The organism is Inhella proteolytica, from assembly GCF_016093275.1.
In the GTDB taxonomy this organism is placed as follows: Bacteria; Pseudomonadota; Gammaproteobacteria; order Burkholderiales; family Burkholderiaceae_C; genus Inhella; species Inhella proteolytica.
The window spans coordinates 1-20,030 of record NZ_JAEDAK010000009.1 but is presented as its reverse complement, the minus strand read 5'-3'; the positions used below and the strand labels follow the sequence as shown (position 1 = coordinate 20,030).

At 70.1% G+C, this 20,030-nt stretch carries 16 protein-coding genes and 1 pseudogene; 12 read left to right on the top strand and 5 right to left on the bottom strand.

Going from position 1 to position 20,030, the window contains the following annotated elements:
• Positions 1–12: 12 nt before the first annotated feature.
• The 3 genes from I7X39_RS13590 to I7X39_RS13580 all read right to left on the bottom strand — a co-directional run bounded on the left by I7X39_RS13590 (position 13) and on the right by I7X39_RS13580 (position 3,008).
• Entirely contained in the window at positions 13–777 is a 765-nt protein-coding gene (locus I7X39_RS13590) for a transporter substrate-binding domain-containing protein (protein ID WP_198111707.1), read from the bottom strand.
• 7 nt (positions 778–784) lie between these two features.
• A complete protein-coding gene (locus I7X39_RS13585; protein ID WP_198111706.1) occupies positions 785–1,534 on the bottom strand; it encodes a substrate-binding periplasmic protein in 750 nt (249 codons plus the stop codon).
• A gap of 103 nt (positions 1,535–1,637) precedes the next feature.
• The gene (locus I7X39_RS13580) at positions 1,638–3,008 is read right to left on the bottom strand and encodes an aminotransferase-like domain-containing protein (RefSeq protein WP_198111705.1); all 1,371 of its coding nucleotides are present in this window, start codon (positions 3,006–3,008) and stop codon (positions 1,638–1,640) included.
• Between the two features lie 171 nt (positions 3,009–3,179).
• On the opposite strand from I7X39_RS13580, the gene glyA reads away from it, so the two are divergent.
• From glyA to thrC, 5 genes are read left to right on the top strand one after another with little or no spacing between them, the layout of a single operon-like run.
• The gene (gene glyA / locus I7X39_RS13575) at positions 3,180–4,427 is read left to right on the top strand and encodes a serine hydroxymethyltransferase (RefSeq protein ID WP_198111704.1); all 1,248 of its coding nucleotides are present in this window, start codon (positions 3,180–3,182) and stop codon (positions 4,425–4,427) included.
• Positions 4,428–4,437: 10 nt separating this feature from the next.
• A complete protein-coding gene (locus I7X39_RS13570; RefSeq protein ID WP_198111703.1) occupies positions 4,438–5,655 on the top strand; it encodes a benzoate/H(+) symporter BenE family transporter in 1,218 nt (405 codons plus the stop codon).
• A gap of 8 nt (positions 5,656–5,663) precedes the next feature.
• Entirely contained in the window at positions 5,664–6,830 is a 1,167-nt protein-coding gene (locus I7X39_RS13565; protein ID WP_198111702.1) for an NAD(P)/FAD-dependent oxidoreductase, read from the top strand.
• Between the two features lie 37 nt (positions 6,831–6,867).
• Entirely contained in the window at positions 6,868–7,302 is a 435-nt protein-coding gene (locus I7X39_RS13560; protein WP_198111701.1) for a Rid family detoxifying hydrolase, read from the top strand.
• Between the two features lie 24 nt (positions 7,303–7,326).
• Positions 7,327–8,598, top strand: a complete 1,272-nt coding sequence (gene thrC / locus I7X39_RS13555; protein WP_198111700.1) for a threonine synthase — start codon at positions 7,327–7,329, stop codon at positions 8,596–8,598.
• On the opposite strand, the gene hutH is transcribed toward thrC, so the two are convergent.
• A complete protein-coding gene (gene hutH, locus I7X39_RS13550) occupies positions 8,595–10,142 on the bottom strand; it encodes a histidine ammonia-lyase (RefSeq protein ID WP_198111699.1) in 1,548 nt (515 codons plus the stop codon). The two genes, thrC and hutH, sit on opposite strands and share 4 nt — an antisense overlap.
• Positions 10,143–10,144: 2 nt before the next feature.
• Entirely contained in the window at positions 10,145–11,818 is a 1,674-nt protein-coding gene (gene hutU / locus I7X39_RS13545) for a urocanate hydratase (protein WP_198111698.1), read from the bottom strand.
• 79 nt (positions 11,819–11,897) lie between these two features.
• On the opposite strand from hutU, the gene hutC reads away from it, so the two are divergent.
• From hutC to I7X39_RS13510, 7 genes and pseudogenes are all read left to right on the top strand, one after another.
• Complete coding sequence (hutC, locus tag I7X39_RS13540; protein WP_198111697.1) at positions 11,898–12,605, top strand: histidine utilization transcriptional repressor HutC; 708 nt, start codon at positions 11,898–11,900, stop codon at positions 12,603–12,605.
• The gene (gene hutI, locus I7X39_RS13535) at positions 12,602–13,816 is read left to right on the top strand and encodes an imidazolonepropionase (RefSeq protein WP_198111696.1); all 1,215 of its coding nucleotides are present in this window, start codon (positions 12,602–12,604) and stop codon (positions 13,814–13,816) included. The genes hutC and hutI overlap by 4 nt, the downstream gene beginning before the upstream one ends.
• Complete coding sequence (gene hutG, locus I7X39_RS13530) at positions 13,813–14,619, top strand: N-formylglutamate deformylase (protein WP_198111695.1); 807 nt, start codon at positions 13,813–13,815, stop codon at positions 14,617–14,619. Before hutI ends, hutG begins: the two co-directional genes overlap by 4 nt.
• Before the next feature lie 555 nt (positions 14,620–15,174).
• The gene (gene hutF, locus I7X39_RS13525) at positions 15,175–16,479 is read left to right on the top strand and encodes a formimidoylglutamate deiminase (RefSeq protein ID WP_198111694.1); all 1,305 of its coding nucleotides are present in this window, start codon (positions 15,175–15,177) and stop codon (positions 16,477–16,479) included.
• 44 nt (positions 16,480–16,523) lie between these two features.
• Positions 16,524–17,249 carry an ABC transporter ATP-binding protein gene (locus I7X39_RS13520; RefSeq protein WP_198111693.1) on the top strand — a complete coding sequence of 242 codons (726 nt, stop codon included), beginning with the start codon at positions 16,524–16,526 and terminating at the stop codon, positions 17,247–17,249.
• Between the two features lie 16 nt (positions 17,250–17,265).
• A complete protein-coding gene (locus I7X39_RS13515; protein WP_198111692.1) occupies positions 17,266–19,635 on the top strand; it encodes an ABC transporter permease in 2,370 nt (789 codons plus the stop codon).
• A 14-nt stretch (positions 19,636–19,649) separates the two neighbouring features.
• Positions 19,650–20,030 (top strand): annotated as a pseudogene (locus I7X39_RS13510) (efflux RND transporter periplasmic adaptor subunit); the annotation flags it as partial.

Below are 20,030 nucleotides of genomic sequence, written 5' to 3'. Positions count from 1 at the left end.
GCAGGCCAGGCGTTACTTCGGCGCGGCCCCCTGCAAGGGGAGATCCGGCAACGCGGCATCAAAGCGCGCCACCCAGCCGGGATCCACCTTGAGGCTGCACAGCAAGTGCCGGCTGGGCGGCTCCGGCATGCCGGGCGGTTGCAGGGCAACGAACTCGTTCGGGCCATAGCCCTGGCGCTGCAGCATCAGCGCCAGTTCGCTGCGGGTGCTGATCATGAAGTCGGCACGGCCGCGCGCCAGCATCGGCAGGGCGCGGGCCGTGCCGGCGCTGACCAGCTGGGCCGGGCGGGCACGGCCCGCAATCCAGCGGTCCAGCTCGGCGCCGTAGGACACGCCCTCGAAGCTGAGCAGCTCGAAGCGCGGGTCTTGCAGCGCGGCTTGCGCATCGGGCCGTTCCGCCAGCTGCGCCATCACGGCGGGCGGGCCGATCAGCACCTGCTGCTCCTCCCGTACCAAGGCCTTGGAGTAGCGGCCGAAGCCGGCCCGCTCGGGGGTGTAGAACGCGCCGAGCAGGCAGAAGGCCGTGCGGTTGGCCTGCAGCTCGTGCAGGCTGCGGCGCAGCGGCATGAACTCCAGGCGCACGCTCAGGCCGGCGGCGTCAAAGGCCTGCCGGGCGCGCTGCAGCAGCAGCGGCCCGTTGAGCACGGCCCCCTGACCATCCGGGGCGCGCATCGACTCCAGCACATGCACGGGCACGGGCGCTTCAGCCCAGGCGGGCGCCCGCATTGAAAGCAGGATGGCGAGCAGCGTGCCGAGGCGCGGCAGGGGGGTGTGCATGGCGGGCCTAGGGCGGGGGCTGTGGCTGCCAGGGCACCGCCGGCAGCGCCGCATCAAAGCGCGCCACCCAGGCGGGGTCGACCTTGCGGCTGCACAGCAGATGCCGGGTGGGTGGTGCCGGCATGCCGGGCAGCAGTACGGCCTCGAAGCGGCCCATCGGGTAGCCCTCGCGGCGGCGCATGGCTTCGAGCTCGCTGCGCGCGCCGATCATCAGATCGGCATGGCCGCGCTCCAGCATCGGCAGGGCACGGGCGGTGCCGGAGCTGGCGCGCACGGGCGACTGCGGGCGCAGGGCGATCCAGCGGTCCAGCTCCACGCCATAGGAAACGCCTTCGTACACGAGCAGCTGGAAGCGGGAGTCATGCAGCGCCAGCTGCGCCGTGGCGAGCTGCCGCAGCTGCGCAGCCACCCGCGCCGGGGCAATCAGCACCTGCTGCTCCTCCAGCACCACGGGGCGTGAGTAGCGGCCGAAGGCCTCGCGCTCCGGTGTGCGGAACACGCCCAGCACGCAGAGCGCTTCGTCATTGCGGCTCAGGGCCTGCAAGCTGCGGCGCAAGGGCACGGGCTCGAAGCGCACGGCCAGCCCGGCGGTGTCAAAGACCTTCTGCATGCGCTCCTGCAGCCCGGTGACCGGATGCGTCTGCGGCTGGCCGTCCGCACCGCGCGGGGCTTCGAGCACGTGCACGGGGATGGGCTCCGCGGCGGAAGCGGTGGCGGGGCCGACCAGGATGAGAAGGCTGAACAGGGTGCTGCGCATGGGGGCGAGGCGCAGGGCGCCACGGCCGATTGTGCGGGCGCCTCGATTCAGCCAAACGAAGCTGCACCGTCGCTCCCGCCCGAGTGGGGGACGGCCGTACGCCTCAGAGCCAGACGGCATCGGGAGATGCCGCCAGGCCCGCGAGCTTGGTCAGCGCGTATTCGAGCCGTTCACGCGAGCCGTCCATCAAGGCCAGGCGCACATGGCGCCGGCCTTCGCCATCGCGGTTCATGGAAAAGCTGTCGCCCGCCGCCACGATCAGCTGGTGGCCGCGCGCGAGCGCCGCGAACTGGTCGCCGCTGCTCCAGGCCTGGGGCAGCTCCAGCCACAGATGGAAGGCCGTGGGGTGGGCCCGCAGGTTCAGGCCACCCAGGTAGGCGCGCGCCAGGGTCTGGCGGGCTTGCGCCTCCTCGCGTTGGCGATGCGCCATCTCACGCGCCTTGCCGCTGCGGATCAGCTGCGTGGCCAGTTCGGCCAGCAGCGGCGACACCATCCAGACACTGCTGCGCACGGCGGCGGCCAGCGCCGTCAGCCACTGCGGTGGGGCGTGCACATAGCCCAGGCGCACGGTGGAGGCCACCGACTTGGACAGGCTGGTGAGGTAAAGCGTGCGCTCGGGGGCCAAGCTGGCCAGCGGGGGCAGGGCTTCGGTGGCCAGAAAGCCGTACAGGTCGTCGTCCACCAGCTTGAAGTCGAACTCGCGGGCCAGGGCGGCGATCTGGCGCCGGCGCTCCAGCGGCAGGGTGGTGCCGGTGGGGTTTTGCAGATTGGGAATGCAGATCAGCAGTGCTGGTCGTTCCTGTTCGCACAGCGCACGCAAGGCCTCGGGCTGCAGGCCTTGCGCGTCCATGGGCACGCCGCGCAGGCGGCGACCCAGGAGCTGCACCACCGAGGCCACCCCGGGGTAGCAGAGCGATTCGCACAGCACCAGATCGCCCGGCCGTGTGAGCGCTGCCACCGCCAGCCACAAGCCGTGCTGGCCGCCACAGGTCAGCAGCACCTGCTCGGGTTGCGCGGCCAGGCCGGCCTCCTGCAGCCACTGCGCGCCGGCCTGCAGGTGCTGGCTGTTGGCGCCGTCGGGGGTGTAGTCCAGCATGTCGGGCAGGCGTGCGGACTGCGCCAGCTCGGCCAGCGCCGCGCGCACGAAGGACTCCTGCAGGGCGGCATTGGGCTTGACGATCGACATGTCCAGCCCCAGCACCGCGGGGGCCGCGGGCGCACCCGGCGGCGGCAAGGCGCGTTCGCACACGAAGGTGCCGCGCCCGACCTCGCCGCTGACCAGGCCTTCGCGGTGCACGGCCTGATAGGCACGCCCGACGGTGCCCGGCGTGATGCCCAGCGCGGCGGCCAGTTCCTTCAGGGTCGGCAGGCGTTCCCCGGCCTCCAGCACCCCTTGCTGGATGTCGCGCCGCAGCGTGTCGGCCAGGCGCAGGTAGATCGGGCCATCACCCTCGACCAGTTGGGGAATCCACATGGTGTATTTGGCGCATTGAGTTGATTCAACTAAGGCAATTCTCCATCGCAATCGGGCAATCGACCCTGCGTAGGTTGGAAATCCCAAGAACTGGGGGGGTGTTGTCGGATGGAAATTCGCTACATTGAGCCAATGCAATGTTGATCAATGAATCGATTCAAATGACTCATTATGTTTAATCAAGTAACCGACTCACTCGCCAGCACCGACCCCGACATCTGGGCCGTGGTGCAGGATGAAGCCCAGCGCCAGGAGGCGCACATCGAGTTGATCGCCTCCGAGAACTACACCTCGCCGGCCGTTCTGCAGGCGCTGGGTTCGCAGCTGACGAACAAGTACGCCGAGGGCTACCCGGGGCGGCGCTATTACGGGGGCTGCGAGGTCGTGGACCGCGCCGAGACGCTGGCGATCCAGCGCGCCTGCGAGCTGTTCGGTGCCGAGGCGGCCAATGTCCAGCCGCACTCCGGCTCGCAAGCCAACCAGGCGGTGTTCTTCGCGCTGCTGCAGCCGGGCGACCGCATCCTGGGCATGGACCTGAACCAGGGCGGCCATCTGACCCATGGCATGCCTCTGAACATCAGCGGCAAATGGTTCCAGGTCAGCAGCTACGGGCTGAACGCGCAGTGCGAGATCGACTACGACGCCATGGAGCGCCTGGCGCATCAGGTGCGGCCGCGGCTGATCATTGCCGGCGCCTCGGCCTATTCGCTGCGCATCGACTTCGAGCGTTTCGCCCGCGTGGCGCGCGCGGTCGGCGCCTACCTGATGGTGGACATGGCCCATTACGCGGGCCTGGTGGCGGCCGAGCAGTACCCCAGCCCCATTCCCCATGCCGATGTGGTGACGACCACCACGCACAAGGGCCTGCGTGGCCCGCGCGGCGGGCTGATCCTGATGAAGCGGTCGTTTGCGCGGGCCATCGATGCGGCGATCTTTCCCGGCCTGCAGGGCGGCCCCCTGATGAACGTGATTGCCGCCAAGGCGGTGGCGCTGCGCGAGGCAGCCACGCCCGCTTTCGTCCAGCACCAGCGCCAGGTCCTGCGCAATGCCCAGGTGATGGCCGAGACCCTGCAGGCGCGTGGCCTGTCCATCGTCAGCGGGCGCACCGAGAGCCATCTGATGCTGGTGGACCTGCGGGATTCGCGCCTGACCGGGCTGGACGCGCAGCAGCTGCTCGAAGGTCTGGGCCTGACCTGCAACAAGAACGCGGTGCCGGGCGATCCGCGCAAGGCGGCCTTGACCAGCGGCATTCGCCTGGGCAGCCCTGCCATGACGACGCGCGGCTTTGGCGAGGACGAAGCGCGTCAGGTCGCCGTCTGGGTGGCCGACGCCCTGCAAGCCCCCGAGGACGAGGCGCTGCTGGCCCAGATCCGCCACCAGGTGCGCGCGCTGTGTGCGCGCTTCCCCGTCTACCGCTGAAGGACTCCGCATGCGCACCACCTGGCAAGAATTCCGTGCCGACCAATCCCTGTCCGCCTGGGTCGCCGGCCTGCTGGCGGTGCTGATCTCCTATGCGGGGCCGCTGGTCATCGTGTTCGAGGCCGCGCGCCAGGCCCAGCTCTCGACGGCCATGACCTCGTCGTGGATCTGGGCCATCTCGATCGGCAGCGGCCTCACCGGTCTGATCCTCAGCTGGCGGCTGAGGACGCCCATCATCACCGCCTGGTCCACGCCCGGCGCCGCGCTGCTGGTGGCGACGCTGCCGACGCTGAGCTTGCCGCAGGCCGTCGGCGCCTATCTGGTGGCCTCGGCGGCCATCACCCTGATCGGCGTTTCGGGCCTGTTCGACCGCTTCATCGCCCACATTCCCAAGGGCCTGGCAGCCGCCATGCTGGCAGGCATCCTGCTGCGCTTCGGCACCGGGGTGTTCGCCTCCATTTCGGCCAGCCCCCTGTTGGTGCTGCTGATGATTGCGACCTTCCTGGTGTTCAAGCGCCTGCGCCCGCGCTACGCCATCGCGGCCGTGATGGGGGTTGGCATCGCCACGGCCATGGCCCTGGGTCAGACCCATTTCGCAGGCGTCGAGTTCGAACTGGTGCGCCCCACGCTGGTGATGCCCGAGTGGTCCACGCATGCCGTGCTCAGCCTGGGCCTGCCGCTGGCGCTGGTCACCTTGACCGGCCAGTACGTGCCCGGCATGGCGGTGCTGCGCAGCTCGGGCTACCCGGTGCCGGCGGCCGGCATCGTCGGTCTCACCGGCCTGGTGTCCCTGCTGCTGGCGCCCTTCGGCTCGCACGGGGTCAATCTGGCGGCCATCACCGCGGCCATCTGCACCGGCAAGGAGGCGCACGAGCAGCCCGCCAAACGCTATGTGGCCGGCGTGGCCTGCGGGCTGATCTATCTGCTCATCGGTGCCTTTGGCGGCGCGCTGGCCCTGGTGTTTGCTTCGCTGCCGCCGCAGCTGATCGGCGCCCTGGCCGGGCTGGCCTTGCTGGGCGCCATTGCAACTGGACTGATCGGGGTGGTGCAGGACGAGCCCCATCGCGATGCCAGCCTCGTCACCTTGCTGGCCACGGCGTCCGGCATGAGCTGGCTGGGCCTGGGTTCGGCCTTTTGGGGCCTGCTGCTGGGCGGGCTTGCCTACCTGGTGCTGCACCGGCCCTGGACGCGCGACGCGCTGCCCCATGCGATGGCCAGCAAGGCCTGAGCCAAGCCATGAACACCACCCTCCCGAGTTTTGAATTTGTCGTGGTCGGCGGCGGGATCGCCGGCGTGGCGGTGGCCAGCGAACTGGCCGCCCACGGCCGCGTGCTGCTGATCGAGCGCGAAGCCAGTCTGGCGTATCACACGACCGGGCGCTCTGCCGCAATCTCGATGGAGAGCTATGGCAATGAGCTGATCCGTCAGTTGACGGGTGCCTCCCGCGCCTTCTTTCACGAGCCCGATCCTGCGTTCACCAGCGAGCCCTTGTGGGCGCCGCGCGGTGCGTTGATCGTGGGCGACGAGCTCAATCTGGCCAAGCTGCGCCAGCGCCATGCGGCTGTGCGGCGCCAGGTTCCGCAGGCCGAGTGGCTGGAGGGTGCCGAATTGCGCCGGCACCTGCCCTTTCTGGGCCCGCAGTGGGTCGCGGGCATTCTTGAGCCCTCGGCCTTCGACCTCGATGTCCACGCCATCCACAGCGCCTTCCGGCGTCGCCTGCGCCAGCTCGGCGGTCAGGTCAGGGCCGGCACGGAACTCCTGGCCGCCCACCAGGACGGCGGCGGCTGGTCGCTGCAACTGTCCGATGGCAGTCATGTGGCCGCCGGCAGCATCGTCAATGCTGCGGGTGCCTGGGCGGACGAGCTGGCCCGACGCTGCGGGGTGCGCCCGCTCGGCCTGCGCCCACTACTGCGCACCGTGGTGGTGGTGGACCCGGAGTGCGAGGTCAGCGGCTGCCCCTACCTCGGTACCGTGGACGAGCAGCTCTTCATCAAGCCCGAAGTCGGTCGCTTGCTGGTCTCGCCCTGCGACGAAACGCCCAGCGAACCCTGCGATGCCTTGCCCGATGAACTGGGGGTGGCCATCGCCATGGAGCGTCTGCTGCGGGCCACGCAATTGCGCCCGCGCCGCGTGCTGAACCGCTGGGCAGGCCTGCGCGTCTTCGTGCCGGACCGCTCGCCGGTGATCGGCGTGGACCCTGAGAAGGACGGCTTCGTCTGGTGCGCCGCCCTCGGGGGTTACGGCATCCAGACCGCGCCTGCGGTGGCACGTCTTTGTGCCGCGCTCACCCGTGGCGCTGCCCTGCACGCCGAGCTGCAGGGCCTGGACCCCAAACAGACCAGCCCCGTCCGACTGCACGCCCGCAGCCGCGAGTGCCTGCTCGCGGTCGCCGATCTGCATTGACCCTGCCTGACTTTCTCAACCCCTGCCAAGGACTTCCATGAGCGCGATTGCCGAACTCCCCGTTTCCCCCTCCAGCGCCCGGCGCAGCACCATCCTGTGCCACAAAGCCCCAGCCCCCTTGGGCACCTACTCGCAGGCCGTGCGCGTCGGCGACATGATCTTCCTGGCCGCGCAGACGCCAGTCATCCCAGGCACCAATGACATCGCCCCCGGCGGCTTCGAAGGCCAAGTGCGCCAGACCTTCCAGAACCTGCGCACCATGGCCGAGGGTTGTGGCGGCAGCCTGGCCGATGTGGTTCAGGTCACGGTCTACATCACCGAGATCGAGAAGTTCGCGCTGATGAACACCATCATGGCCGAGTTCTTCCAGCAGCCCTATCCGGCCCGCACCACGGTGGGTGCTGCCAGCCTGGCGCGTGGCACCTTGGTGGCCGTTGACGCCATCATGGTGCGCGGCGCGACGGCGGCCTGAGCCCGGCCTGACCTGGAGCCTGCTGTGGCCGATGCCTGCAAGTACAGCCTGCATTGCCTGCAGTGCCAGCGCCGCTACAGCGCGGATGCCGTCAGCTACTTCTGTCCCCATTGCGAGCTCGACGGCGCGCTGGACCTCGAGTACGACTACCGGGGCCAGCGTGCGGCATTCGTGGCAGCCTTGGGTCCAGGCAGCCCCTTCGACATGTGGCGCTACCACCCGCTTCTGCCCGTTTCGGGTGATGGCGTGCCGGCGCTGCACACGGGCGGATCGCCGCTGTACGAGGCGGCAGCGGCGGGCGGGGGACGCGTCTTCATCAAGGACGACAGCCGCAACCCCAGCGGTTCACTGAAGGACCGCGCGAGTGCGCTGGCCGTCACGCTGGCGCAGCAGCGCGGTGCCTCGGTGATCGCCGCCGCCAGCACCGGCAATGCTGCGGCCGCCCTGGCCTGCATGAGTGCGGCCAGCGAACTGCGCTGCGTCATCTTTGCGCCAGCCAACGCGGCGCGCGAGAAGCTGGCGCAGATCCGCGCCTATGGCGCGGAGGTCACCGAGGTCCAGGGGGCCTACGACGAGGCCTTCGCGGCCTGCCACCATGCCTGCCTGCAGCACGGTTGGTACAACCGCAGCACCGGGCTCAACGCCTACATGACCGAAGGCAAGAAGACCGTGGCCTTCGAGATCTACGAGCAGCTTGGCCGGCGTGTGCCTGACCGCGTCTACGTGCCGGTGGGCAACGGCTGCATCGTGGGGGCCGTCTACAAAGGCTTTCGCGAGCTCGTCGATATGGGTCTTGAGGCCCGGGTGCCGCAGATCATCGGCGTGCAGGCGACGGGCAGCGACTATCTGTGGCGTGCCTGGCAAGCCGGCAACGGACCGCACGCCGCCCAGGCGCTGGCGCCGCGCACAGCGGCCAGCAGCATCAGCGTGGCACTGCCGCGCGACCGCATCAAGGCGCTGCGCGCCGTGCAGGCCAGTGGCGGTGAGTTCCTGCGCGTCAGCGATGCGGCGATCTACGAGTCGGTGATCGGACTCGCACGGCGCTGCGGCGTTTTTGCCGAGCCCGGCGCGGCAACGGCCTATGCCGGTGCCCTGGTGCATGGCGCCTTCACGGCACCGCTGACCTCGGTCGTGCTGGTGACGGGCAGCGGCCTGAAGGATGTGTCGGGACTGCTCAGCAGTGGCCTGCTGTCCCGACCCGCCCACGCGGCTGCGCTGGAGACCTTGACGGACGGAGTTCGCGCTTGCTTGAGGGCGGCGGCGTGGGGGCCGCCGCCTCCGCTTGCAAGGGCTTAGAACACCCGCAGCGCCCCATGCTGGCGCGCCAGGCTCGCCAGCGTGCCCGCCTGTACCATCGCAAACGCGGCCTCGATGTCCGGCGCCAGGTAGTGGTCGGTGTTCATCGCCGGGGCCTTGGCGCGCAGCTGCGTGTGGGCCCGCTCCAGCGCGGCCGAGCTCTTCAGCGGGCGCAGGAACTCGAAGCCCTGGCAAGCGGCCAGCCATTCGATCGCGACGATGTGGCCGGTGTTGTCCAGCATCGGGCCGAGCCGGCGCGCGCCGAAGGTGGCCATCGAGACATGGTCTTCCTGGTTCGCGCTGGTGGGCAGGCTGTCCACGCTGGCCGGGTGGGCCAGGCTCTTGTTCTCGCTGGCCAGGGCCGCCGCGGTCACATGGGCAATCATGAAGCCGCTGTTCAGGCCGGCGTTCTCGGTCAGGAAGGCGGGCAGGCGCGAGACGCCGGTGTCGATCAGCATGGCGATGCGGCGCTCGGCGATGGCGCCGACCTCGGCAATGGCCACCGCGAGCGCGTCAGCCGCCAGGGCCACCGGCTCGGCGTGGAAGTTGCCGCCGCTGATCATGGTGGCCGTGCCGTCCTTCTCGGCGAAGACGAGCGGGTTGTCGGTCACCGCATTGGCCTCGCGCAGCAGCACATCGCGCACGTAGCGGGCCTGGTCCAGGCAGGCGCCCATCACCTGGGGCTGGCAGCGCAGGCAGTAGGGGTCCTGCACGCGGTCGTCGCCCTCGGCGTGGCTGGCGCGGATGGCGCTGCCCTTGAGCAGTTCGCGGTACACGGCCGCCACCTCGATCTGACCCGGCTGGCCCCGCACGGCGTGGATGCGCGGGTCAAAGGGGCCGTCGCTGCCGCGGGCGGCGTCCAGGCTCAGCGCGCCGCTGACCACGGCGCTGGCGTACAGCACCTCGAAGCGCAGCAGGGCGTCCAGCGCCAGCGCGGTGCTGGTCTGGGTGCCGTTGATCAGGGCCAGGCCTTCCTTGGCAGCGAGCTGCAGGGGCTGCAGGCCGGCGGCCTTCAGCACCTCGGCGGCCGGGCGGCGCTGGCCGTCCACCAGCATCTCGCCTTCACCCATCAACGCCAGGCTCATGTGCGAGAGCGGGGCCAGATCGCCCGAGGCGCCCACCGATCCCTGGCAGGGCACGTAGGGCGTCAGGCCGGCGTTGAAGACATCCAGCAGGGCCTGCACGACCTCGGGCCGCACGCCCGAGATGCCGCGGGCGAGGGATGCCAGCTTGGTGGCGAGCATCAGGCGCACCACGCGCTCGTTCATCGGCGCGCCCACGCCCACGCAATGCGAGCGGATCAGGTTGCGCTGCAGGGTGTCGAGTTCGTCCTTGGCAATGCGCTTGCTGGCCAGCTTGCCGAAGCCGGTGTTGACGCCGTAGACGGCGGCGTCGCCCGCCGCGGCTTTCTGCACCACGGCGGCGCCGCGCTGCACGTCCTCCCAGGCCTCGGGCACGAGTTCCAGGCGCACGCCGCCTTGCTGGATGGCGCGCAGCTGGTCGAGGCTCAGCGAGCCGGGGGTGAGTTTCAGAGTGGTGGTCATGTTCAGAGGCTCGGCAGGTTGAGGCCTTGGGTCTTGGCGCAGGTCTTGGCGATGTCGTAGCCCGCATCGGCATGGCGCATCACGCCGGTGCCGGGGTCGTTCCAGAGCACGCGCTTCAGGCGCTCGGCCGCGTCCGCCGTGCCGTCGGCCACGATCACCACGCCGGAATGCTGGCTGTAGCCCATGCCCACGCCGCCACCATGGTGCAGGCTCACCCAGGTGGCGCCGCCGGCGGTGTTCAGCATGGCATTCAAGAGCGGCCAGTCGCTCACCGCATCGCTGCCGTCCATCATGCTTTCGGTCTCGCGGTTCGGGCTGGCCACGCTGCCGCAGTCCAGGTGGTCGCGGCCGATGACGATCGGGGCCTTCAGCTCGCCCTTGGCGACCATCTCATTGAAGGCCAGGCCGGCCAGATGGCGCTGGCCCAGGCCCAGCCAGCAGATGCGCGCCGGCAGGCCCTGGAAGGCGATGCGCTCACGCGCCATGTCCAGCCAGCGGTGCACACGCGTCTCTTCGGGGAAGAGTTCGTTGATCTTGGCGTCGGTCTTGTAGATGTCCTCGGGGTCGCCACTCAGGGCCACCCAGCGGAAGGGGCCGCGGCCCTCGCAGAACTGCGGGCGCACATAGGCGGGCACGAAGCCGGGGAAGTCGAAGGCGTTCTTCACGCCCTGGTCCAGCGCGACCTGGCGGATGTTGTTGCCGTAGTCCACGGTCGGGATGCCCATGGCCTGGAAGTCCAGCATGGCCTGCACGTGCACCGCGCAGCCGCGCGCAGCGGCGGCCTTCAGGTCGGCGTGCTGGGCCGAATCGGCTGCGGCGGCCTGCCATTGCTCGACGGTCCAGCCGATCGGCAGATAGCCATTGATCAGGTCGTGGGCCGAGGTCTGGTCGGTCACGATGTCCGGCTTGATGGCGGTGCCCGCCTTCGCGCGCTTCACCAGTTCCGGAAGGATTTCGGCGGCGTTGCCGAGCAGGGCGATCGAGACGGCCTTCTTCTCGGCCGTGTACTTGGCGATGCGCGCCAGCGCGTCGTCCAGGTCCTTGGCCTGCTCGTCCACATAGCGGGTCTTGAGGCGGAAGTCGATGCGGCTCTGCTGGCACTCGATGTTCAGCGAGCAGGCGCCGGCAAAGGTGGCGGCCAGGGGCTGGGCGCCGCCCATGCCACCCAGGCCGGCGGTCAGCACCCAGCGGCCGGCCAGGCTGCCGCCGTAATGCTGGCGGCCGGCCTCGGCGAAGGTCTCGTAGGTGCCCTGCACGATGCCTTGCGTGCCGATGTAGATCCAGCTGCCGGCCGTCATCTGGCCGTACATCATCAAACCCTTGCGGTCCAGCTCGTTGAAGTGCTCCCAGGTGGCCCAGGCCGGCACCAAATTGCTGTTGGCCAGCAGCACGCGCGGGGCGTTCGGGTGGGTGGGGAACACGCCCACCGGCTTGCCGCTCTGGATCAGCAGGGTCTGGTCGTTCTCCAGCGTCTTCAGGCTGCTGAGGATGCGGTCAAAGGCCTCCCAGTTGCGCGCGGCCTTGCCGATGCCGCCGTACACCACCAGGTCCTCGGGGCGCTCGGCCACCTCGGGGTCCAGGTTGTTCTGGATCATGCGGAAGGCGGCTTCGGTCAGCCAGTTCTTGCACGAAAGCTCGGTGCCACGGGGGGCGCGGACGACGCGGGGTGAGGACATGGGAGGGCTCCAACGGGACGGGATGGAGCCATCCTAAGTTGTCTAGACAAGTGCCGTCAAGGGGCTGCACAATCGAGCCATGGCAGACATCGAACCCCGGTATGTGCTGGTGCAAAGTCATCTGCGCGATGGCATCAAGAGCGGCCAATGGACGGTGGGCGACCGCCTGCCCAGCGAGGCCGAGCTGGTGGCGCAATTCGGCGTCAGCCGCATGACGGTGAACCGCGCGCTGCGCGAGCTGGAGCAGGAAGGCCTGGTGCGGCGCCAGCAGGGCGCGGGCAGCTTCGTGGCGCCGCTGGAGCGCGTGGCCTCGACCCTGGTGATCCGCGACATCCACGAGGAAATTGCCGCGCGTGGCCACCGCCACGAGGCCGAGCCGCTGCAGATGGGCGAGCGCCGCGCACGCCGCCAGGAGGCCGAGCGCCTGGGCCTGGAGACCGGCGCGCGCATCTTCCACAGCCGCATCCTGCACCGCGAGAACGGCCTGCCGCTGCAGCTGGAAGAGCGCCTGGTCAACCCGGCCTGCGCGCCCGACTACCTGCAGCAGGATTTCCGCCGCATCACCCCCACCGCCTACCTGCTGCAGGTGGCGCCGCTGACCGGTGCCGACTACCAGATCGAGGCCGTGGGCGCGAGCGTCGAAGACGCCGCCGCCTTGGGGCTGCAGGCCGGCGACCCCTGCCTGGTGATTGAACGCCGCAGCCGCAGCCCGGCCGGCACCGTGACCTGGGTGCGCCTGGTGCATCCGGGCCAGCGCCATCTGCTCAAAGGGAGTTTTGAGGCATGAGTGATCTGACGCTGTGGCGTGACGCGCGCCTGGCCACCTTCGCAGGCGATCAGCCCTGGGGCGCGATTGAGAACGGCGCGCTGCTGACGCGCGGCGAGCGCATCGAATGGGTCGGGCCGCTGGCCGATCTGCCGCGCGGCACCCCCGTGCAGCGCGAACATGCGCTGCAGGGCGCCTGGGTCACGCCCGGGCTGATCGACGCCCACACGCATCTGGTCTACGGCGGCCACCGCGGCCATGAGTTCGAGCTGCGCCTGCAGGGCGCCAGCTACGAGGAAATCGCCCGCGCCGGCGGCGGCATCCGCTCCACCGTGGCGCATACCCGCGCCGCCAGCGAGGCCGAGTTGCTGGCTTCTGCATCCAAGCGCCTGGCGGCCTTGAAGGCCGAGGGCCTGACGACCATCGAGATCAAGAGCGGCTACGGCCTGAGCCGCGAGCACGAGGCCAAGATGCTGCGCGTGGCGCGTGGCTTGGCCGCCCAGGGCGTGCAGGTGCGCACCACCTACCTGGGGCTGCACGCGCTGCCGCCCGAGTTCGAGGGCCGGGCCGACGCCTACGTGGACAGTTGCCTGGAAGACCTGCCGCTGCTGCAGGCGGAAGGCCTGGTTGATGCGGTGGATGCCTTCTGCGAAACCATCGGCTTCACGGCCGCGCAGGTGGAGCGCCTGTTCGAGCGCGCCCGCGCGCTGGGCCTGCCCGTCAAGCTGCATGCCGAGCAGCTCAGCGACCAGGGCGGCAGCCAGCTCACCGCGCGCTTCCGCGGCCTGAGCGCCGACCACTTGGAGTGGCTGAGCCCCGAGGGCGTGCAGGCCATGGCCGCCGCGGGCACCGTGGCCATGCTGCTGCCCGGCGCCTACCACTGCCTGCGCGAAACCAAGCTGCCGCCGATTGCCGCCCTGCGCGAGGCCGGCGTGCCCATGGCCCTGGCCACCGACCACAACCCCGGCACGGCGCCCGTGCTGTCGCTGCTGGCCACGCTGCAGCTGGCCTGCATCCACTTCCGCCTGACCCCCGAGGAGGCGCTGCGCGGCTTGACCGTGAACGCGGCGCGCGCGCTAGGCCTCAAGGATCGTGGCGTGTTGGCGGCGGGCACGCGCGCCGACTTCTGCATCTGGGGCGTCGACCACCCGCGCGAGCTCAGCTACTGGCTGGGGGGGCGGCCCCTGTTGAATCGTGTCTTTGGCGGCTTGGCCGACCAGGAGCTTGCATGAGCAGCGTCTACACCCTCACCCGCGGCTCCGTGCCGCTGCTGATCAGCCTGCCCCATGTGGGCTTCGAGATCCCCTCCGAGCTCTGCCCCCATTACGTGGACAAAGCCCGCACCAGTGCCGACACCGACTGGCACCTGGAGCGCCTGTACCGCCCGATCGCCGAGCGCCTGGGCGCCAGCCTGCTGGTGCCGCGCTACTCGCGCTACGTCATCGACCTGAACCGCCCGGACAACGACGCGCCCATGTACCCCGGCGCCAGCAACACCGAGCTGTGCCCGACGCGTGACTTCGAGGGCCAGCCGCTGTATCACGCCGGCCGTGAGCCCGATGGGGCCGAGCGCCAGCGCCGCTTGCAGCTCTACTGGCGGCCGTATCACCAGGCGCTGGCGGGCGAGTTGGCGCGGCTCAAGGCCGAGCATGGCGTGGCGTTGCTGTGGGATGGGCATTCGATCGAATCCGAGCTGCCCTGGTTGTTCGAGGGCCGGCTGCCGGATCTGAACCTGGGCAGCGCCAGCGGGGCTGCGTGTGCCGCGCCCATCCTGGCCCAGGTGGCCGAGGTGCTGGCGGCGCAGACGCGCTACTCGCAGGTGGTGGATGGGCGCTTCAAGGGCGGGCACATCACGCGGCATTACGGCAGGCCGGAGCATGGCGTGCATGCGCTGCAGATGGAGATGGTGCAGGCGATCTACATGCTGGAAGACAAGCGGGAGCCGGCGCCGCGGCCGTATTTGGTGGAGCGTGCTTCCGAGTTGGAGCCCGTGCTGGAGCGCTTGTTGACGGCTTATCTGGCTGCGGTTCGGTGATGCTGCTTGCGTGGGAGCCCGCAGGGGTCTTCAACCCCTGCACCCCGACCCGCATTTCTTTGCTGCGCCAAAGAAACGCGGGGCAAAGAAAGGCGCTAACCCACACAGCCGCCCTAGGGGCGGGCTGTGATGGCGGTGCTTGGGCTCACACTGAGACGAGCCCTCATCTGACTTCGACGGGCAGGACGACGAAGGCGCCCGGAGTACCGGTCGTCCCTGGCAGCGAGGACCATGGCCTCCGAGCTCCGAAGAACTCACCCCCAACCAGCCCGTGGAGCCGCTCTGTTGCTCGTTGGGGGTCCATTCATCGCAGAAAGCCTGTGATGGTTTGCGGTGGTCTAGACGGCCGGTACTCCGGCCAGCTTAGCGGGCAGGTTTTCGCAGTCAGAGGAGGGCTGTGGGAGCCATGTGAGCCGGACGTGCAGTCGCGGCCGACCCTAGGTCGGCTGCGTGCATTGAGCGCCTTTCTTTGGTCACTTTCTTTGGCGCAGCAAAGAAAGTGACCCGCCGGCCGGGGCGGAATCCCGGCGGGCTCTCACACAGGACAGACAAGACATGAGCAACAAACTCTGGACCCCCGCCGCCTGGCTCGAAGGCCGTTGGCAAGAAAACGTCCTGCTCGAAATCGACAGCGACGGCCACTGGCAAGCCGTCACCCCCAACGTCCCGCAACCGTCGGACGCGAGGGTTTTGAACGGTCCGGTCATTCCCCCCCTGGTTGACGCCCACAGCCACGCCTTCCAACGCGCCATGGCCGGCGGTGCCGAGACCCGTGACAGCGAGAGCGACGACTTCTGGAGCTGGCGCGAGGCCATGTATGCCGTGGCGCTCTCCATCAGCCCCGAGGAACTGAAGCGGGTGGCGATGCGCCTCTACCGCGAACTGCTGCGCGGCGGCTACACCCAGGTGTGCGAGTTCCACTACCTGCAGCACCAGCCCGACGGCCAGCCCTATGCCGACGAGCTGACCATGGCCTGGGCCCTGATCGATGCGGCCGAGGAGGCCGGCATCGGCATCACGATGCTGCCCGTGCTCTACGCCCACCAGGGCTTCGGCAGCAAGGGCCTGAAGCCGACGCAGCGCCGCTTCAAGACCGATGCGGACTGGGTGTTCAACGCGCAGCGCCGCATCAACAGCCAGCGCAGCGCCACGCTGAACGCCGGCGTGGCCCTGCACTCGCTGCGCGCCGCCCACCCCGAGGACATCGCCGCGCTGATGAAGCAGCTTGGCGAGCAGGACCTGCCCATCCACATCCATGTCGCCGAACAGACCGGCGAGGTGCGCGACTGCCTGGCCCATACCGGCCAGCGGCCGATCGAATGGCTGTGCCGGCAGCAGGGCCTGGACGCGCGCTGGCAGCTGGTGCATGCCACGCACGCCGAGCCCTTCGAGGTGGAACTGCTGGCCCGCCAGGGGGCGGGCGTGGTGATCTGCCCGACCACCGAGGCCAATCTGGGCGATGGATTGGCGCCGCTGACCGGCTACCTGGACACCGGCGTGCCGCTCACCGTGGGCAGCGATTCCGAGGTCGGGCGCGAATGGCGCGAGGAGTTGCGCTGGCTCGAATACGGCCAGCGCCTCGTCAAGCGCCAGCGCAATGTGGCCAGCCAACCCGGCCGCCAACCCAGCAGCGCCGCGCGCCTCTTTGACGCCATGCTGGCCGGCAGCGGTCGCGCCGCCGGCTTTGCCGCCTGGGGCTTGGAAAAGGGCGCGCGTGCCGACTGGCTGGTGCTGGACCTGAGCGCCGAGGGCCTGGAGGGCGTGCCCATGGCGCGTTGGCTGGACGCGCTGGTGTTCGCCAGCGCCGGCCCGCTGTGGGCCGAGGTGGGGGTGGCGGGGCGGGTGCTCGGCCGTCTTTGACGCTGCGCAAGGCCGCTGGGCGGCCTTGCGGCGATGCTGGCGGGATGGGAGATGCCACCCCCGCCGCTGACACCGTGTTCCTGGCCCGCCAGCTGAGCAAGACCTATGGCGAGGGCGAGGCCGCCGTGCATGCGCTGCGCGGCGTGGACCTGGCGGTGCAGCGCGGCGAGTTCATCGTGCTGCTGGGCGCCTCCGGCAGCGGCAAGTCCACGCTGCTGAACATCCTGGGCGGGCTGGACATTCCCAGCAGCGGCGAGCTGCGCTTTGGCGACCATTGGCTCAGCGGCGCCAGCGAGGCCGAACTGACGCGCTACCGGCGCGAGCATGTCGGCTTCGTATTCCAGTTCTACAACCTGATCCCCAGCCTGACCGTGCGCGAGAACGTCGCCCTGGTCACTGACATCAGCGCCCACCCCATGCCGGTGGACGAGGCCATCGCGCACGTCGGTCTGGCGCCGCGCGCGGACCACTTTCCGGCCCAGCTCTCGGGCGGCGAGCAGCAGCGCGTGGCCATCGCCCGCGCCATCGTCAAGCGGCCCGACTTGCTGCTGTGCGACGAACCCACCGGCGCGCTGGACTACCAGACCGGCAAGCTGGTGCTGGAGGTGATCGCGCGCATCAACCAGGAGCTGGGCACCACGGTCATCGTCATCACGCACAACGCCGCCATCGCCGGCATGGCCGATCGCGTCATCCACCTCAGCGACGGGTGCATCCAGCGCATTGAGCGCAACCCGCACAAGCTCACGCCGGCCGAGCTGAGCTGGTGAGCCGCAGATCCGCGCGATGAAAGCCCTGGACCGCAAGCTGCTGCGCGACCTGCGGCTGATGTGGAGCCAGGCGATCACCATCGCCCTGGTGGTGGCCTGCGGCATGGGCGGCTTCCTGACCACGCTCTCGGCCGTGGATTCGCTCGCCGCCGCGCGCGAGGCCTTTTACGCCCAAGGCCGCTTTGCCGATGTGTTCGCCGGCCTCAAGCGCGCCCCGCTGAGCCTGGAGGCGCGCCTGCGCGAGCTGCCCGGCGTGGCCGAGGTGCAGACCCGCATCGACCAGGTGGTGCGCCTGGAGCTGCCGGGGGTGGACGACCCGGTGCTGGGCCAGCTGATCGGCCTGGACCTGCGCAGCCCGCCGCGCCTGAACCAGCTCTTCGTCTCGCGCGGGCGGGGCCTGCAGGCCGGCGCCACGAGCGGCCGCGGTGCCATCGAGGTGCTGGTCTCCGCCGCCTTTGCCGAGGCGCGCGGCCTGGTGCCCGGGGCGCGCTTCAAGGCCTTGATCAACGGGCGCGAGCGCGAGCTGCAGGTGGTGGGCTGGGCGCTCAGCCCGGAGTTCATCTTTGCCGGCTTGGGCGGCATGCCCGATCTGCGCGGCTTTGGCGTGCTGTGGCTGGACCGCGAGCAGCTGGCTGGCGCCTACGACATGCGCGGCGCCTTCAACCAGGTGGCGCTGAAGCTGGCCCCGGGCGCCGACGCGGTGGCCTTGACGCGCCAGCTGGACGAGCTGCTGCGGCCCTTCGGTGGGCGCGCGGCCCAGGGCCGCGCGGAGCAGACCTCGCACGCCATGCTGGACAACGAGATCAAGGAGCAGCGCGTGCTGGGCACCCTGCTGCCGGTGATCTTCCTGGGCGTGGCGGCCTTCTTGCTCAATGTGGTGGTGGCCCGCCTGGTGCTGACGCAGCGCGAGCAGATTGCTGCGCTCAAGGCCCTGGGCTACGGCAACGCGCGCATTGCGCTGCACTACCTGCAGATGGTGCTGCTGGTCGTGACCCTGGGCCTGCTGCTCGGCCTGGTGCTGGGCAAGACCCTGGGCCTGCTGATGACCCAGCTCTACGCGGAGTTCTTCCGCTTCGTGCGCTTCGAGCATGTGCTGGCGCCCGGCCTGGTGCTGGGCAGCGCGGCGCTTTCGGTGGCCATGGCCGTGGCCGGCACGCTCAATGCCATTGCCGCCACCGTGCGCCTGAGTCCGGCGGAGGCCATGCGGCCCGCCACCCCCGGGCGCTACCGCCCCGCGGTGCTGGAGCGCCTGCCGCGGGTGCGTGCCAGCGTGCCGCTGCGCATGATCCTGCGCCAGATGGAGCGCCGCCCCTGGCGCAGCGCCCTGGCGGTGGCCGGCGTGGCGGCCGCGGTGGCCATCGTGGTGCTGGGCAATTTCTTTCGGGATGCGATCGACACCATCGTCGACGCGCAGTTCAACCAGGTGATGCGCTCCGACCTGATCGTCTGGCGCGCCGAGGCCGGCGATGCGCAGGCCCGCCTGGAGCTGGCCCGCCTGCCCGGCGTGCTGCAGGTGGAGCCCGGGCGCGACCTGCCGGTCACCTTCCGCAACGGCCTGCGCCAGCAGCGCGGCAGCCTGCAGGGTTACGCGGCCCAGCCCGAGGCGCGCCGCATCGTCGACGTGGACGGGCGCGCCAGCCGGCCCAGCGCGACCGGCCTGCTGCTGACCGACCGCCTGGCCGACAAGCTCGGCCTGCGCGTGGGCGACACGGTGCAGCTGGAACTGCAGGACGGCAGCGGGCGCCTGCTCAGCCTGCCGCTGGAGGCCACGGTGCGCGAAATGATGGGCCTGAATGCCTACATCGAGCGGCGCGCGCTCAACCGCCTGCTGCGCGAGGGGGACGTGGCCTCGCAGTTCGCCCTCATCGTCGAGCGCGGGCGCGAGGCCGAGGTCCTGCAGGCCCTGCGCGAGCGCCCCCTGGTGGTGGGCAGCTTCAGCAAGGCCACGCTGCTGCGCAACATGGAAGAGATCAGCGCGCGCAATGTGCGCATCATGAGCACCATCCTGACCCTGTTTGCCAGCGTCATCGCGGTGGGCGTGGTCTACAACAACGCGCGCATCGCGCTGGCCGAGCGCAGCTGGGAGCTGGCCTCACTGCGGGTGCTCGGTTTCACGCGCGCCGAGGTGTCCACCCTGCTGCTGGGCGAGATGGCGATCGTCATCGCCCTGGGCCTGCCGCTGGGCATGCTGCTGGGTTCGGGGCTGACGCACGCGCTGGTGGGGTTGATGAAGACGGACCAGTTCCTGTTCCCGGTGGTCATCCAGGCGCGCACCTACGCCTGGGCGGCGCTGGCGGTGCTGGCGGCCGGCGTGGCCAGCGCGCTGGTGGTGCGCCGGCGCATCGACCGGCTTGACATGGTCGCCGCGCTGAAGACGCGTGAATAGAAAGGCAGACAGGCATGCAGATGCGAACGAAATGGTTGATGGCCGGAGCTGGCGTGGCGCTGCTGGCCCTGCTGGGCTGGGCCTTTGCGCCCCGGCCCATCCAGGTCGATCTGGCCGAGGTGCGCACCGGCCTCTTTGAGGCCGGCATCGAGGAAGACGGCAAGACGCAGGTGGTGCAGCGCTACCAGGTGGCCGCGCCGCTGGCCGGGCGCTGGCTGCGGCCCACGCTGGAGGCGGGGGACGCCGTGCAGGCCGGCCAGGTGATGGGTCACATCGAAGCCAGCCTGGCGCCGCTGCGCGACGCCCGCAGCCGCGCCGAGCTGGCCGCGCAGGCCGAGGCCGCCGAGGCCGCGCTGGGCCGTGCCCAGGCCCGGCTGGCCGCCGCCGCCGCAGCG

Excerpts from the sequence above, each read along its gene's own strand:
- hutH (WP_198111699.1), bottom strand. The coding sequence starts at position 10,142 with ATGACCACCACTCTGAAACTCACCCCCGGCTCGCTGAGCCTCGACCAG.
- hutU (WP_198111698.1), bottom strand. The coding sequence starts at position 11,818 with ATGTCCTCACCCCGCGTCGTCCGCGCCCCCCGTGGCACCGAGCTTTCG.
- I7X39_RS13590 (WP_198111707.1), bottom strand. The coding sequence starts at position 777 with ATGCACACCCCCCTGCCGCGCCTCGGCACGCTGCTCGCCATCCTGCTT.
- I7X39_RS13515 (WP_198111692.1), top strand. The coding sequence starts at position 17,266 with ATGAAAGCCCTGGACCGCAAGCTGCTGCGCGACCTGCGGCTGATGTGG.
- I7X39_RS13570 (WP_198111703.1), top strand. The coding sequence starts at position 4,438 with ATGCGCACCACCTGGCAAGAATTCCGTGCCGACCAATCCCTGTCCGCC.
- I7X39_RS13565 (WP_198111702.1), top strand. The coding sequence starts at position 5,664 with ATGAACACCACCCTCCCGAGTTTTGAATTTGTCGTGGTCGGCGGCGGG.
- hutF (WP_198111694.1), top strand. The coding sequence starts at position 15,175 with ATGAGCAACAAACTCTGGACCCCCGCCGCCTGGCTCGAAGGCCGTTGG.
- I7X39_RS13580 (WP_198111705.1), bottom strand. The coding sequence starts at position 3,008 with ATGTGGATTCCCCAACTGGTCGAGGGTGATGGCCCGATCTACCTGCGC.
- I7X39_RS13585 (WP_198111706.1), bottom strand. The coding sequence starts at position 1,534 with ATGCGCAGCACCCTGTTCAGCCTTCTCATCCTGGTCGGCCCCGCCACC.
- hutG (WP_198111695.1), top strand. The coding sequence starts at position 13,813 with ATGAGCAGCGTCTACACCCTCACCCGCGGCTCCGTGCCGCTGCTGATC.
- hutC (WP_198111697.1), top strand. The coding sequence starts at position 11,898 with ATGGCAGACATCGAACCCCGGTATGTGCTGGTGCAAAGTCATCTGCGC.
- hutI (WP_198111696.1), top strand. The coding sequence starts at position 12,602 with ATGAGTGATCTGACGCTGTGGCGTGACGCGCGCCTGGCCACCTTCGCA.
- I7X39_RS13560 (WP_198111701.1), top strand. The coding sequence starts at position 6,868 with ATGAGCGCGATTGCCGAACTCCCCGTTTCCCCCTCCAGCGCCCGGCGC.
- glyA (WP_198111704.1), top strand. The coding sequence starts at position 3,180 with ATGTTTAATCAAGTAACCGACTCACTCGCCAGCACCGACCCCGACATC.
- I7X39_RS13520 (WP_198111693.1), top strand. The coding sequence starts at position 16,524 with ATGGGAGATGCCACCCCCGCCGCTGACACCGTGTTCCTGGCCCGCCAG.